This is a genomic window from Sphingobium amiense (assembly GCF_003967075.1).
GTDB lineage: Bacteria > Pseudomonadota > Alphaproteobacteria > Sphingomonadales > Sphingomonadaceae > Sphingobium > Sphingobium amiense.
Genome location: NZ_AP018666.1, coordinates 141,226 through 155,953 on the forward strand (window position 1 = coordinate 141,226; position 14,728 = coordinate 155,953).

Sequence of the window (14,728 nt, forward strand, 5' to 3'; positions counted from 1 at the left end):
TGTCGACTCAACACTTTGGAGACTGACCGACCATGACCAAGCGCAGTTCTACTCCGGCCGATGCCGTGCTGGTAGCCATCGATATGTCCAAGCACCGCCAGGAAGTGCTGATCGAACGCCCGGAGGGCGGACGACGTCGCCGCATGACAGTCATGGCTACCAAGGCTGATTACGACCGCCTCGCGGACGATCTGGCAGCCATCGGCAGACCTATCGTCGTTGGCTTTGAGGCCACCGGCAACTACCACCGTACGCTGGCGCACCGACTGCTAGCTGCGGGTTTCGAGCTGCGCCTGATTTCGTCGGTCGCCTTGGCACGGACGCGTGAGGCGTTGCATAATGGCTGGGACAAGAACGATTCCAAAGACGCCCAGGTAATTCTGCACATGCTCCAGATCGGCGCCACTCAGCGCTACGTCGACCCGCTGGCCGCCGGCATCAACGACCTGCAGGAGATGTCGAAGACGCACGAGGCCATTTCCAAGGCGAAGACGCAGACCTGGCACCGCATCCTGACCCATTACCTGCCTTTGTATTTTCCCGAGATCGAACGTTTTGCGGGCAACAGCCGGTCCGACTGGTTCCTGGCTCTGCTCGAACGGTTTCCGACACCGGCCAGCATGACGACGCTCGGTCAGGAGGCCTTCACGCGCGAGGCCTGGTCACTGGTCGGCCGCAAGGTCTCCAAGGCCCGCTTAATCAACGATATCTACGAGACGGCCTGCGCCTCGGTTGCACTGCCGGTCGACGAGGAATCCGTCGCGGTCGCCATGTTCCGCATGGTCATCGCACAAGCCCGCAGCCTGATCCGGCAACGCGATGAGATCGAGCGGACCGCCAATGCCATGCTCAGCGAGAACCGCGACTATCAGCTCCTGCGCATGATCCCCGGGATCGGCCCGATCAACGCGCTGACGATCCTCGCCGAGGCTGGCGATCTTCGGCGCTTCAACCATCATCGCCAGTTCCTGAAGTTTTGCGGGCTCGACCTGGCCACCTGTCAGTCAGGCACCTTCCGAGGCCGAACCAAGCTCTCGAAGTACGGCAATGCCCGGCTACGCCGCACCTTCTGGATGGCGACCCAGGTCGCCATTCGCCAGCGCGACAACAGTTTCCGCGACAAGCTTGGTCGCTATGTGGCCGGCCACGGCAACGACCCTGATCGCCGCCGCAAGGCGATGACCGCACTCACCGCCAAGATGGCGCGCGTCGCGCACGCCGTCATCAAGACGGGAACCGAGTACCGTCCGTTCGTCGAACGGACGGACACCAGATGGAAGGACCCCTCTCTGTGGAGCCGTGAGGGCGCAGCCGCGACCCTGTAGATAATGTTCGGGCCTTCCATCTGGCATCCGCATCTCATTTTAAGGACGGTGAGGACCACGACCGGTGCGGTCGCTGGATCCTGTGTTTGCTATGGCCGAGAGCGCATTCCTTGACGATGGAAGCCATCTGGATCAAAAAGTCATCAGCGCCGATCACGCTCGGCGCAACGAGACCTGCTGGCCTTTTCCCGCCGCTGCTTCCCAACCTAGGACGTTATCGGATCTGATATGCTCGGGCGGCCCATGCTCGATGAACAGATCGGTCAGCACGTCAATCACGTCGTTCGACCGGAAGCGCCGCAGCGGCACCATCGCCAGGCATTCCCGGCTGAACTCGTCGATAATGTCGAGCATTCGGAACTTGCGACCGTTGTGCGTCTGATCCTCGACGAAGTCGTAGGACCACACATGCCGCGATGCTCCGGGCGCAGCCGGATGCACGATCCGTCGCCGAGCCAGAGCCGCCGCCGTTTCGGTTGCCGCTTCGGCACTTTAAGACCCTCCCGCCGCCAGATACGCTCAACCACTGACAGGCTGACCTGCCAGCCCGCCTGGCCCAGCAAGACATGGATGCGGCGATAGCCATACCGGCCATAGTCCTTGGCCAGCGCGATGATGTCGGCTGTTAGCCGCCGCTCGTCGGCATCATCCTTCGGTGGATGGCGCTGTGTCGAACGATGCTGGCCCAGAACACGGCAGGTCCGTCGCTCCGATACCGGCAACGCGCGACGGATCTGCTCGATCGCCTCACGGCGACGGGAGGGACTCAAAAAGTCAGCTTCGACGCCTCTTGCAGGATCGCCTTGTCGAGCGCGAGGTCGGCCACCAGCTTCTTCAGCCGCGCATTCTGGCGCTCCAGATCCTTCATTCGCCGCGCCTGGTCGACCTTCAGCCCGCCATATTCCTTGCGCCACCGATATAGCGTCTGCTCCGCGATCCCGATCTGGCGGCAAGCCTCCACCGCTGTGCCGCCTCGCCCCACAATCACCTCTACTTCACGCAGCTTCGCTATGATCTGCTCCGGCGTAAACCTCTGACGTCCCATACATTTCTCCAATTCTCATGCCCAAATGGGCTCTCTTCAGAATTGGACCAGTTTTTCCAAGGTAGACCACTATCCCTCCGTCAGACCGATGCCAGCCTCACAGGAGGTTTCGGGCAACAGCGGCAAGACTGAGTGCAAGCGCGACAAGGCTGGGAATGATGACCGCCGCCCCGCAGATGAAGGCAAGGACGCCCACCCAATTCCAACTCGGTGCCTGCATCATCACTTCGTCCTTTGCCCAATGGTGTCCACACCACCATCCTTATCGCAAACGATTTGCCTCGCCCTCGGTTTCGGGTCGCCAATCATCAGGTTCGACAAGAGGCTGGTCTGACTTGGCGTCGGTCACGACTCGCTCGGCCGCTCCATCCAGATCATCATACTGCCCGGTGCGCATCGACCAAAGAAAGGCGCCCAGCCCAGCAAGGCCCATCAGCAGCGCGACCGGCACCAGCCACAGGATCCCGCTCATCGGGTAGCGGCCAGGGGAACGAGGGTCGGTGCCGGCGCTCGCCTGCTAAGCCGTGATCCGCGTGCTGCGGGAATTCGCAGAGAGTTCGCAACGACCGAAATCGACGAAAGCGACATGGCGACGGCAGCAAGCAGTGGGGTGACATAGCCCGCCATGGCCACAGGAATCACCAAAAGGTTATAACCGACGGAAAGCGCCAGGTTCTGGCGGACACGTTGCCGGGCCGCGCGCGCGATCTGCACAGCGCGCGGAACCGCATCGAGATCCTGGCCGAGATAAACAATATCCGCGGCCGCCCGACCGATGTCGGCGGCATTGGAAGGAGCCATCGAAACGTGCGCCGCCGCCAGTGCCGGTCCATCGTTCAGCCCATCACCCACCATCAAGGTCAGGCGCTGACTGTCCGCCAGCGCCTGAAGCCGCTCCACCTTATGCTGCGGCAGCAATCCGGCACGCCAGTGGGCGATACCGATCGCGTTCGCGAACCCCGACACAGAAGCAATGTGATCGCCCGAAAGCAGTTCGATAGGCAGCCCAAGCGCGTCAAGCTTGGCCACCGCTTCCCGCGCACTCGTCTTTTCAACGTCCAAGAAGGCAAAATGGCCGGCAAGCTCACCATCGACCGAGAACACGGTCTGGAAACCGCCACTCTCGCCCGTGCCTGGATTCAAAGCCCAATCGGCACGCCCCAGGCGAAACAGATGGCCGTTCCGCTGGCCCTCCAAACCCCGGCCCGGCAGCTCGGAAAAACTGTCCAGATCGAGGCCGGACAAGGCGCCGCCGTTGGCGGCAATCGCGCGTGCGACGGGATGGTTGGAACGCGACGCCAGCGCCATCACGATTGCGCGATAGGGTTCATCGATGGCGATCTTGCTCACTCGCAAATCGCCATGAGTGAGCGTGCCGGTCTTGTCAAAAATCACGGTATCGACCTGTGCAAGCCGCTCGAGCGCGCTTCCATCCTTGAGCGCGATGCCGTGCTCGAACAAGCGCTTCGCCGCGGCGACCTGAACCATGGGTATGGCGAGACCAAGCGCGCAGGGACAGGTCACAATGAGCACCGAAATGGCAATGGTCAGCGCCCGATGCCAATCGCCTGTGTCAAGGAACCACCCGGCAAACACGGCCAAGGCCAGCGAATGGATGATCGGCGAGTAATAGGCCGCAACACGGTCGGCGAGACGGCGATAGCGTGCTCTGCCCTGCTCGGCCGCTTCCATCATTCGCACCATTTCGGATAGAAAGGACCGCGCGTGGCTGTTGGTCACACGCACCTTGAGCGAACCATTGAGATTCAGCATGCCCGAAACGAGCGTGCTTCCCGGTCGTACCGGCACCGGCATCGCCTCGCCCGTGACCGCGGCAGTGTCGAGATCGCCCTCGCCCGCAAGGACAAGACCATCCAGCGGAACACGCTCGCCTGGCGCGACGAGGATGACATCACCCACCGAGACATCCTCGAGCGGTCTAAAAGCGCGCGATCCATCCGTGCCGATTACATTCGCGCCCGCAGGCGTCATTCGCGTCAGCCCGAGCACGGCCGAACGGGCCTTGTCACGCATGGCATGGTCGAGCGTTCGTCCGACAAGCAGGAAAAAGATCAGCGTCACGACCGCGTCGAAATAGGCATGGCGTCCGAAATGCAGCGTGTCGTAGATGCTGAGACCCAGTGTCAGGACGATGCCGATCGAGATGGGCACATCCATATTGGTGCGTCCCGCGCGCAATGCCGACCATGCCGACAAGAAGAAGATGCGCCCCGAAAAGAATACCGCGGGAAGCGCGAGCAGCGCCGAGATGAGATGGAACAGCTGCCGCGTAGCGGGGTCGGCGCCTGACCAGACCGACACCGAAAGCAGCATGATGTTCATCGCCGCGAAGCCGGCGACCGCTGTCGCGACGATCAGCCGGCGCTTTTCGGGATCGGCGCGTTCGTCCGGTTGGCTGAGAAGATTTGCCTCGAAGCCCGCCTCGTTCAGCGTTGCCAGCAAAGGCGGTGCACTCGCGGTTTGCGCTTGCCGCCATGTGACGGTCACACGCCGCGTCGATAGATTGACCCGAGCCGCTACGACGCCCTCGAGGTTACCAAGGATGCGCTCGATCTTCGCCATGCATCCGCCGCAATGCGCGGTCGGGACCGACAGTTGCGTCCTCATCGTTCCGTCATCCAGCGATTGGCTGGCGAAGATGAGTTCATCGACCGATTGCCCGGTCAATGATGTCGGCGCCTGGACGGCAGGCATGGCATGGCTGGCCATGTCTAGGCCTGCGTGTCTGAGACCGCGCGATAGGCATGCCATGTGGCATGTCCAAGCCACGGGAAGATGACGATGAGGCCGATCAAGCCCGTAGCCGCGCAGAGTATGAAAAGCGCAAGGACGATGGCGCCCCAGACGATCATCGGCGCAAGGTTGTTCCAGACGAGCGCCGTGCTTGTTCCCATCGCCGTGAGCGCATCGACCTTGCGATCGAGGAGCATCGGAATGGCAAAAACACTGATCGCAAAAGCGAATGAGGCGAACAGGCCGCCCACCGCCGTGCCGACGCCGAGAATAATCCATCCCACCGGCTCGGTCAGCAGGAAGGCGGTTATGTGAGGCAGGCCGGGAAAGGGGCGCACGCCGAAGAACAACGCATAGATGAGCACCGCGGATCGCATCCACAGTAGCATCAGCAGGCTGAGCAGGACCCCGGTGAAAAGCACCTGCGGGCCCGCCGCCGGTTTCACCAGGAGCATTTCGCGCAGCGACGTATCGCGTCCCGCTTCTCGGTTGCGGCTTTTCTCATAGAGTCCGATGGCCAGCAGCGGGGCAATGATCATGAAGCCGGCGAGCGCGGGAAAAAGAATATAGTCGCGGCCATACAGCGCGAGCATCGCGACAGCAGCGAGAGACAGAAGGAAAATGCCCAGACCGTAGGCCAGGCTCGGCATCGGCCGATGGAAAAGATCCTGCCATCCGGCCTTGAGCCATTGGAAGCCGATGGAAGCGGGAAGATGGCGCTGAAACCGCGCGCTCTTCGTCTCCTCGATGCCCGAGGTCTGGCTCAGCAAGCCATAAGAGGGGCTTTTATCGCTCATGTCCCGCTACCTTTCAGCATGCCGATTTCGCCGCGCGATACTGCCCGCTCCCGTTCGCGCGTTCCTTCAAATGTCCCACGCATTCGGGCTGCGAGCGAAAGGCGACGTAGAAAAAATGCGCGTTCGCAAGAACGAACAGCAAAAGGCCTGCTGCCACCAGCGTCCAGACCAGCCACCGGGATCGGGATCGCATGGCCGTCATCGCTGAGGCGCGCTCAGCGAATGAACATAGAGCGCCAATATCTTGATATCCGAGTCCGTAAGCCGCTCGTCCCATGTCGGCATATGCCCCTGGCGTCCGCCATGGACGGTCTCCACGATCTGATCGATGTCTCCTCCATAGATCCAACGCGCGTCCGTCAGATTGGGAGCGCCGACATCGCGCTTCCCGCGCGCATCCTCGCCATGGCAAATCGCGCAATTGGCCATGAAGACCTCGCGCCCCGATACAATCGACGTCCGATTGGCATTCGTCACGAACTTGGGATGCGACAAGGCGTAGACATAGTTGGCCGCCAGACTGACCTGATCGGCATCGAGTATCCCGTCGCGTCCGAACGAGGGCATCTGCGAGACGCGCCCCTGCGGATGCTCCACATTGACCCCAACACGCATGGTCTGCGCGATCGTCTCAAGGTCGCCGCCCCAGATCCAGTCGTCATCGGTCAGATCGGGATAACCATAACCCCCCTTGGCATTAATGCCGTGGCAGGCGGCGCAGTTGTCGCCGAACAACCGGTGGCCGGTGCTACGCACGATGGTCATGAGCCGGGGGTCGGCCGCGATCTGCTCGAGGTTCTCGCTTTCGATCCGCTTTATCCAGTCGGCCCGTCCCGCCTGCGAATCGACCAGGTGCTTTTCGACCGAGGTGCGCTGGTCGATGTTGAGAATTCCCTTGGTGTAGGTGTCGCCCAAGGGCCAAGTCGGCATGAGAATCCACCAGGCGAAAGCGAAGAGATGGGTGACGATCAGAAAAATCAGCACACCCTTGGGGACCGGCGTATCGAGCTCCTTGATGCCATTCCAGACATGGCCGGTCGTTTCATGACCGCTGACGGGATCGCGCTCTACGTCCATGGCTTGTCGTCCTGATCGAGAACGCTTTGTTTGGCTCGGTTGAACTTGCCACGATTGGACGGCCGGAACGTATAAATGAGGACACCGATCATCAGACCGATGAGGTAGAACAGCCCCCAGCTTTTCGAGAATGCAACAAGAGCCTCGTGGCTTATGTCCATGCCTGCCTCCTCATGTCATTTCACCGGCTCTGGCGGCTTCTGCGGCGCGGCCGTATTCTTGTACGGCACGTCGGTCAGCCGGCCGAGAACCTGAAGATAGGCGACGAGCGCGTCCATCTCGGTGACCTCGGTCGCCACATCGTCGAACACGCGAACCTGCGTTTCTTCGCCATACCGCTCGGTGATACCGGACGAGGTCGAGCTTTCCGGTGTCGCCTGGTCGAAGGCATCGACGCTCGCATTCTCGATCATGGCATCGGTGTAGGGCACCCCCGCGGCCCGCAGCGCCTTGAGGTGCAAGGGCAGATCAGCGAGGCGCAAGGGCGTCCGCGCCAGCCAGGGATAGGCCGGCATATTGGAATCGGGCACCACATCGCGCGGATTGGTCAGATGGGCGACGTGCCAGAAATCGGAATATTTGCCGCCAACGCGGGCGAGGTCGGGTCCGGTGCGCTTCGAACCCCAGAGCATCGGATGGTCATATTTGGATTCGACCGCGAGCGAATAGGGACCATAGCGCTCAACTTCGTCCTGCAGCGTCCGGATCATCTGGCTGTGACAGGCATAGCATCCTTCGCGCACATAGATGTTTCGCCCCGCCAGTTCGAGCGGCGTGTAGAGCCGCATGTCTGGCGCCTCCTCGACCGTCTCGTCGATCGTGAAAAGCGGAGCGATCTCGACGAGGCCGCCGACACTGGCAGCCGCGATGATGGCGAGCACGAAGCCGATCGCCGAACGTTCGAGCTTGCGATGAAACAGTTCCGCCACGGCTCAGGCCCTCCCCGCCGCCGTCGCGGCCTGTAGCGGGACGTCGCCTTCGAACGGCGCCTGGGCCGAGGCGGCGCGAATGGTCCTCCACATATTGTAGGCGCCGATCACAGCACCGATCAGGAACAGAAGGCCGCCGAGCGTACGCGCGATGTAATAGGGATACATGGCTCTGAGCGAATCCAGGAAGGAGTAGGCTAGCGTGCCTTCCTCCGTATAGGTCCGCCACATCAGGCCCTGGATGATGCCCGAGTTCCACATGGCAAAAATGTAGACAAGAGTGCCGGCAAGCGAGAGCCAGAAGTGCCACTCGACCAAGGCGGGCGAATACATCGCCTCGCGCTTCCACAAGGACGGCACCAGCGTGTAGAGCGAGCCGAAGGTGATGAGCGCCACCCAGCCGAGCGCGCCGGCGTGAACATGGCCAACCGTCCAGTCGGTGTAATGCGAAAGCGAATTGACGGGCCGGATGGCGAGGAACGAACCTTCAAAGGTCGAGATGCCATAAAACACCGCCGCGACCATCATGAAGCGGAGCGTCGCATCATCGCGCACGCGGTGCCAGGCGCCGTTCAATGTTAGCAAGGCGTTGCCAGCCGAAGCCCATGACGGCACGAGGAGCATCACCGAGAAGGTCATGCCCAGCGTCTGAACCCAGTGCGGTAGGGCGGTATAATGAAGGTGGTGGGAACCCGCCCACATGTAGAAGAAGGTAATGCCCCAAAAGCTCAGGATCGAGAGACGGTAGGAGAAGATCGGCCGCTGGGCCCGGATGGGCAGGTAGTAATAGAGCATGCCCAGGAAGCCCGCCGTCAGGAAGAAGGCGACGGCGTTATGACCATACCACCACTGCACCATAGCATCCTGGACGCCCGACCAGATGGTGTAGCTCTTCGCATGGCCCAGCGAGACCGGAATCGCGAGATTGTTGATGATATGGAGTATCGCGACGACGAGAATGAAGGCCATGAAGTACCAGTTGGCCACATAAATGTGTGGTTCCTTGCGGCGTGCGAGCGTCCGGATGTAGAGGATGAAGTAGGTCACCCAGACGATCACCAGCCAGATGTCGGCATACCATTCGGCCTCGGCATATTCCTTCGATTGGGTAACCCCGAGCAGATAACCGCTGGCCGCGAGGATGCAGAACAGGTTGTAGCCCACCAGCACGAACCAGGCCGAAAGCTGATCGGGAAGACGCGCCCGCGAGGTCCGCTGCACGACATGCAGCGAGGTGGCGATGAGCGCGTTGCCGCCAAAGCCGAAGATCACGCCGCTGGTGTGCACCGGTCGCAAGCGGCCGAAGCTCGCCCAGGCACTGTCAAACGTCAGGTCAGGGAATGCCAGCAGCGCGGCGACCCAGACCCCCACGAACATCGCCACCACCGCCCAAGCCATGCTGGCGATGATGCCGGCCTTGATGGGCTCGTCATAGTAGCTTTGCAAACGGGATTTTGGCGGTTCCGGTCCCCAGATGCCGCGGATTACGATGATGGCGCAAATGGCGGCAATGGCCAGGATCAGCCAGCCGTGGATTTCCATTGTGTCCTGATTGCCTGCCGCTGCGAGAACGAGGCCGCACAGACCGACGGCAACGGAAATGGCGAGCGCGATCTGGCGTTCGGTCTCGGTCAAGGTCAGTATCATGGCCGATCTATTTCCCCCCTCATCGGTCATCGCCACGGGCTGACAGCGCAGCAGCAGGTTCGCTCCCGATGGGAACACAGCTCGCGCCGAACCAGCAACACGCGGGTCGGACGGAAGTTCCCAACTATTGCCCTGCCGTCTCCCGCGGTAAACACCAAAAAATCAGTGGTCAGCGTCGCTCGCCACGCATCGCGGCCGAATTTGAACCTGTGTTTGGCGACGGCGCAATGGACTTTTGCCGATCAAGCTCTTGGACCGTTAAGCCTGTGTCCAAGACTGGCTCGACCTCCGTCTCCGATCGGTCAGGACTGAGCGGCAGCCGCTCTTCAGCATACTGCGGTCGAATCAGCGTATCGCCGCCAGGTATCGTCCGTCGTCGGCACGGAAGAGCACTGACCCATTGCTGTTGACGGACCATGAGGTCACATCCTGCAGAATGGCCAGGAACCTGGTTTCCTGGTTCCCGAGCGCCGGCACGCAAGCCCGGCGCGTCACGGCGAGCGGTCCGATCCGAAGCGACTGTTCCTCGATCGAATAGTCGCCGGTGAACCTGTTGCAGCCGGCCGATCCGCTCACTCGGCCGTCTTGCGAAAACTGCACCGTCACATTGGATTTGTCGATCAGACCGGTCTGATTGATGTCCTCCACCTTGAATTGCGGGCCGATCAAGCCTGAAGCCGCCGGGCGGTCACCAACGCGAACCATATTGAGCGTCCCCAGATCCTGCTCGAACCGCGTGGGATCGACCGAATGAACCGTATCCGTGGTCCATATCGGGTTGCCCTCGGGATCGGTAATCGTCGCACGGACTGCGTAACGCATGTTGGTCTTCAAGTCCTGTTCCTTCACCCTAATCGAAAATGGCAAAGGAACCTGCTGCCCTGCTGTCTCGCGCGTTTCCTTGGCAATGATCACCGATCTCGCATCGGCGCGCGAAACGTCCAGCAGTCTCACGTTGAATTTCGCGCGGGCGGGCAGAGCGATGCGCTGTCGATAGGATGCGTTGCCGGTTACGACCTTGTCTCTCAGCTCCGCAATGGGGGCTTGGGGATCGACGTATCGCGCGCCTGTCGCGCAGCCGCCGAGCGCGAGCATGGTCATCGCCAGTACGGCTGTGAATGGCTTGTTGAACATGGCGTTTCACTTTGCTGTGCGATTGGAGCGGAAGAGAGCAGGTCAGGCGGAACCCATGGCATCGGCAATAATGGGAGGGCTTCGAGCGGCAGTCCTGTGGGAATCGACTTCGCATAGGATGGTTCCGAACCACGAACGTCCGATGGCGGGCGGAAGATTGGGCTGGATTGGCGCGGGCGGCCCCGGCGGATATCTGATCCCCTCTTGGGAGACAGCCACTGAATTTTGGAACCACACGAAAAGCGCAGTCTAGAACCCGTGGCTTCCCGCCACTGCGCCGAGAACCGTGACAGCCGCGATACCCAGCAATATTCGGTGAAGTGTCTCCATTCGGGCAAAATCTGCGGCGGGCTTGACCGATGTCATCATTCGGCGGTGGAGAAACAGCGGCTCGATCACGAAAAGCATCGCGGCGAACACGGCCCACAGCCCTACCATCGCATGCATCCACCAGAAGCGAAGATCGAAAAAGCGGTCCCACATCTGCGCGCGATAGATCATCCAGAAGCCGCTCAGTCCTGCCAATAGCACCCAGATGCGCGCCTGCGCCGCAAAGCGCCCCTCCAGTCGATGAAAGGCCGCCAGCCGCTCCGCCGGCGGATTGGCGGCGCGCACGGACGGCATCACCACAAGCGTCACGAACGCCACGCCGCCGATCCAGACAAGGACCGCCAGGACATGAACGGCCCGGGCCAGGATGATGTCGTCCATGCCTCCGCTCCCTCAGGCCGCGAGCAGTTCGTCGGCCGGGCCGAAGAACTCATAGTGGATCCTGTCCGACGGCACACCCGCCAGCGACAGGGTCGAGACCGCATGACGCAGGAACGGACGCGGCCCGCAGATGTAATAGTCCGCTTGTGCGACCGGTGTGCTGGCGACCAACCATTCATCGGTAATTATGCCGGCCACATCGTAGTCGCTGCCCTCTGTTTCATCCTCGAGCGGGGTCTGGTGAAAATCGGTGATCGCGATCGATTGGCCATGGCTCGCCACAGCGCGGACATGGTCGCGCATCGCATGGGTGTCGCGGTCATGCGTGCCGTGGATGTAATGAACCGGCACTTCGGCGCCGTTCTGAACGAGGGCTTCGAGCATCGCCACCATCGGCGTCAGGCCCACGCCGCCCGACAGCAGTACGACCGGCCGTTCGACATGATCGGCGAGGAAGAATTCGCCAGCAGGCGCGGCCACCTTCAGGATCGTCCCGGGTTTCGCCTCGTCGTGCAACCAGCCCGACGCGAGCCCTTGCGGCTCGCGCTTGACCGAAATGCGATAGGTTTCGCCATTGGCGGCGGCCGAAATCGAGTAGTTGCGCTTGACCGGCGGATGTCCGGGAATTTCGAGCCAGAAGGTAAGATACTGGCCCGGCTTGTGGCGCATGACGGGGCCGCCGTCGACGGGGCGAAGGACAAAGGAATTGATGACGCTGCTTTCGCGCACAACGTCTTCGACGCGGAAATCGCGCCAGCCGTTCCAGCCGCCGGCCGCGTCCTTCTGTTCGGTGTAGACGCGCTGTTCCCGCGCGATCAGGATATTGGCGAGAAACCAGTAAGCTTCCCCCCAGGCCCCGAGGATTTCGTCGGTCGCCGCATCGCCCAGCACCGCCTTGATCGCACCGAGCAGTGCTTCGGCGACGTGCGGATAGTGCTCCGGCAGTATCTGGAGACCGACATGCTTTTGCGCGATGCGCTCGACCGCGGGAGCCAGCGCGCCGAGATTGTCGATATTGCTGGCATAGGCGAGAATGGCGCCGGTGAGCGCGCGCGGCTGCGAACCGGCGTCACCATGATGCGACTGGTTGAAAAGATCGCGAATGTCCGGGTTCTGGAACATCCTGGAATACATTTCATGCACGATATCCAGACCATGCGCTTCGAGCGCGGGGACCGTCGCCTTGACGAGCGCGATGGTCTGATCGCTGAGGGGCTGCGACATAAACTTCTCCTTGTTGGAAGGGATTCGAGTTTCCCGGCGATCAGGCGCCGGGCGGCTGATCATAGAAATCGACCCGCATTTTCATGGCGCCGATGGGCGTCACGAAGTGCGGCTGCTGCGGCAAGATCAATCCGGGCCGTTCGGGCGTCAGGACAACCTCCGACGGTGGATCGAGATAGGTCAGCCGAAGCTCACCCTCCAGAACGCGGATCAAACCCCAGACACCCGCCTTGGTATCATGGCGTGCCCGCAGGGCGGCCGGGAGCGTGTCCTGATCGAACACCGGCGTCGAACGATAGGGTAGAATGTCAGGCATGGGTGGGTACTCGCCGTTCGCAATGAATGGACCCGGCCTCGCCGTCAGCGACGCTTGGCCGATCGAGCCGAAAAAACATGGCAAGCTGCAGGCTCTCGGCAATCCGCTTCGCTTTCGCCTGCAGAGCCGCAGCTGCGTCGGGCGCCATCATCTCGTTTGTCGTACAGTCCCACAGCGCGAGCCAGCGGTCGAAAAGCGCTGGCGTTATCCTCGACCTGTGCTTCAGGTGCGCTGGCACGGGCTGGCCCTTGTATCGGCCACTGGCGAGCATGACGGATGACCAGAACGCCGCCAGCTTTTCGAGATGTTCCGGCCAGTCATCGATCGCGTCGTTGAAAATCGGCCCCAGGTCGGCATCTGCGCGAACGCGCGCGTAGAAGGCGTCGACAAGCTGCTTGAGCGCCTCATCCTTCAGTTCCAGCTCGGTCATTCGCCCGACTCCAATCATGTATCCGGAATGCATCTATACTTTTCCCTGAAAACATGCAAGATGAATACATCTTAATGCGACGAGCTGAGGAAGAGAGTGGGAACGCCCCATGAAACTGACCCTGTTCACCGACTATTCGATGCGCGTGCTGCTCTATCTGGGCGCGCGGCCTGACCGCCTGTGCTCGATCGGTGAGGTCGCGCAGGCCTACGGAATCTCGCAGAATCACTTGATGAAGGTGGTGAACCAACTCGCACGCAGTGGTGATGTGGAGAGTGTGCGTGGACGGTCGGGCGGCATCCGCCTGGGGCGGCCGCCCGAAGAGATCAACATCGGCGCACTCATACGCCAGACCGAGGACGGCTTCGATCTCGTTGACTGCGGCGGATGCGTGGTCGCGCCTGCATGTGGGCTGACGGGCGTGCTGAAGGAGGCGCTCGGCGCGTTCCTGGCGGTACTTGACCGCTATACGCTTGCCGACCTGCTGACGAAGCGGCGAGATCTCGCGTCGCTCTTCGAGCGTAACGCGGCCGATCGGTTCGAAACCCCTGCGGCGCCAGATGGATGATTGACGTCTTGGCGCATCGAAGCCGAAAAGGAGGAACGTGACATGTTCTGTCCAGAATGTGGTGAACCGGTCGATCCCGCTCCCTTTGACGGTCGTCGCCGCGCGTCGCGGTCATGGATCGCCGCAGGACTCCAAATCGGCGCGCGATGGGTAAAGGTATTGCGCGCTGGACGCTCCAAGCCGGACCGCACGCGGCAGTCCGCTTGCCCGTCTTGCTCCAATCATAAAACCACGAACACGGAAAGGAATTGAACGATATGGCCCTTCACCACGCAGCGCCCGGAGAAGTCGTCGATCTCTTGCCCGAGAACGTGACGACACATGAAGAACATTCCACAGCGATCGTGAAGGCGGACCATTTCGAAACCATCCGGCTGGTGATCCCGAGCGGCACCGAAATGCGCCAGCATCAGGTGCCGGGCAGCATCATGCTGCATTGCCTCGAGGGCCATGTGAAAGTCGAGCTCAGCGCAAGCTCGATCGAACTGCGGCGTAACCAGTGGGTCTATCTCGAAGGAGGCGCGCCGCACTCGGTCAAGGGCGCGGAAAACTCTGTGCTGCTTCTGACGATCCTCTTTCCGCCTGTAGAAGGATCACAGGCAAAAGCCGGCGCCGAGACCTTGGCGGTCGATGCCTATGACGATTGCGACTGTGTCGACCGGTGGGAAGCGGAAGGCGGTCCGGTCGTTCAATCGGATCAGCCTGCCCCCAGGAAGAATTGATCACGGGCGGCATGATGGCACGGCGCGCAGCGCGCTAGTCGCTTTGCTG

Annotated in this window: 16 protein-coding genes and 1 pseudogene; 3 read left to right on the forward strand and 14 right to left on the reverse strand. The window is 61.5% G+C overall.

Going from position 1 to position 14,728, the window contains the following annotated elements; genetic code table 11:
• Positions 1-32 precede the first annotated feature (32 nt).
• On the forward strand, positions 33-1,325 hold the full coding sequence (locus tag SAMIE_RS22125) for an IS110 family RNA-guided transposase (RefSeq protein WP_019052494.1): 1,293 nt from the start codon (positions 33-35) through the stop codon (positions 1,323-1,325).
• 213 nt (positions 1,326-1,538) lie between these two features.
• On the opposite strand, the pseudogene SAMIE_RS23890 reads toward SAMIE_RS22125, so the two are convergent.
• The 14 genes and pseudogenes from SAMIE_RS23890 to SAMIE_RS22210 form a co-directional block, all read right to left on the reverse strand.
• Positions 1,539-2,370: pseudogene (locus SAMIE_RS23890) on the reverse strand (IS3 family transposase); the annotation flags it as partial.
• A gap of 97 nt (positions 2,371-2,467) precedes the next feature.
• Positions 2,468-2,593 carry a hypothetical protein gene (locus SAMIE_RS24020; protein WP_004212719.1) on the reverse strand — a complete coding sequence of 42 codons (126 nt, stop codon included), beginning with the start codon at positions 2,591-2,593 and terminating at the stop codon, positions 2,468-2,470.
• A gap of 39 nt (positions 2,594-2,632) precedes the next feature.
• A complete protein-coding gene (ccoS, locus tag SAMIE_RS22145) occupies positions 2,633-2,842 on the reverse strand; it encodes a cbb3-type cytochrome oxidase assembly protein CcoS (RefSeq protein WP_004212718.1) in 210 nt (69 codons plus the stop codon).
• On the reverse strand, positions 2,839-5,100 hold the full coding sequence (locus SAMIE_RS22150) for a heavy metal translocating P-type ATPase (RefSeq protein ID WP_004212717.1): 2,262 nt from the start codon (positions 5,098-5,100) through the stop codon (positions 2,839-2,841). Before SAMIE_RS22150 ends, ccoS begins: the two co-directional genes overlap by 4 nt.
• 2 nt (positions 5,101-5,102) lie before the next feature.
• Positions 5,103-5,921, reverse strand: coding sequence for a DUF2189 domain-containing protein (locus SAMIE_RS22155; RefSeq protein ID WP_004212715.1), 819 nt, complete (start codon positions 5,919-5,921; stop codon positions 5,103-5,105).
• A gap of 198 nt (positions 5,922-6,119) precedes the next feature.
• Positions 6,120-6,998: a cytochrome-c oxidase, cbb3-type subunit III gene (gene ccoP, locus SAMIE_RS22165; RefSeq protein WP_004212713.1), complete on the reverse strand. Its 879-nt coding sequence runs from the start codon at positions 6,996-6,998 to the stop codon at positions 6,120-6,122.
• Positions 6,989-7,159: a cbb3-type cytochrome c oxidase subunit 3 gene (locus SAMIE_RS22170; protein ID WP_004212711.1), complete on the reverse strand. Its 171-nt coding sequence runs from the start codon at positions 7,157-7,159 to the stop codon at positions 6,989-6,991. Before SAMIE_RS22170 ends, ccoP begins: the two co-directional genes overlap by 10 nt.
• A 15-nt stretch (positions 7,160-7,174) precedes the next feature.
• Complete coding sequence (gene ccoO, locus SAMIE_RS22175; protein WP_004212709.1) at positions 7,175-7,927, reverse strand: cytochrome-c oxidase, cbb3-type subunit II; 753 nt, start codon at positions 7,925-7,927, stop codon at positions 7,175-7,177.
• Between the two features lie 3 nt (positions 7,928-7,930).
• Positions 7,931-9,574 carry a cytochrome-c oxidase, cbb3-type subunit I gene (gene ccoN / locus SAMIE_RS22180; RefSeq protein WP_004212708.1) on the reverse strand — a complete coding sequence of 548 codons (1,644 nt, stop codon included), beginning with the start codon at positions 9,572-9,574 and terminating at the stop codon, positions 7,931-7,933.
• Positions 9,575-9,919: 345 nt separating this feature from the next.
• A complete protein-coding gene (locus tag SAMIE_RS23900; protein ID WP_004212707.1) occupies positions 9,920-10,708 on the reverse strand; it encodes a YbaY family lipoprotein in 789 nt (262 codons plus the stop codon).
• A gap of 249 nt (positions 10,709-10,957) precedes the next feature.
• A complete protein-coding gene (locus SAMIE_RS22195; protein WP_004212706.1) occupies positions 10,958-11,419 on the reverse strand; it encodes a hypothetical protein in 462 nt (153 codons plus the stop codon).
• Between the two features lie 12 nt (positions 11,420-11,431).
• Positions 11,432-12,643, reverse strand: coding sequence for an NO-inducible flavohemoprotein (gene hmpA, locus SAMIE_RS22200; RefSeq protein ID WP_004212704.1), 1,212 nt, complete (start codon positions 12,641-12,643; stop codon positions 11,432-11,434).
• A 40-nt stretch (positions 12,644-12,683) separates the two neighbouring features.
• Complete coding sequence (locus tag SAMIE_RS22205) at positions 12,684-12,959, reverse strand: DUF1971 domain-containing protein (protein WP_004212703.1); 276 nt, start codon at positions 12,957-12,959, stop codon at positions 12,684-12,686.
• Complete coding sequence (locus tag SAMIE_RS22210; RefSeq protein WP_004212701.1) at positions 12,952-13,389, reverse strand: group III truncated hemoglobin; 438 nt, start codon at positions 13,387-13,389, stop codon at positions 12,952-12,954. The genes SAMIE_RS22205 and SAMIE_RS22210 overlap by 8 nt, the downstream gene beginning before the upstream one ends.
• 109 nt (positions 13,390-13,498) lie before the next feature.
• On the opposite strand from SAMIE_RS22210, the gene SAMIE_RS22215 reads away from it, so the two are divergent.
• Both SAMIE_RS22215 and SAMIE_RS22220 read left to right on the forward strand, forming a co-directional pair.
• Positions 13,499-13,957, forward strand: coding sequence for an Rrf2 family transcriptional regulator (locus tag SAMIE_RS22215; RefSeq protein ID WP_004212699.1), 459 nt, complete (start codon positions 13,499-13,501; stop codon positions 13,955-13,957).
• Positions 13,958-14,214: 257 nt separating this feature from the next.
• On the forward strand, positions 14,215-14,679 hold the full coding sequence (locus SAMIE_RS22220) for a cupin domain-containing protein (protein WP_004212697.1): 465 nt from the start codon (positions 14,215-14,217) through the stop codon (positions 14,677-14,679).
• Positions 14,680-14,728 lie beyond the last annotated feature (49 nt).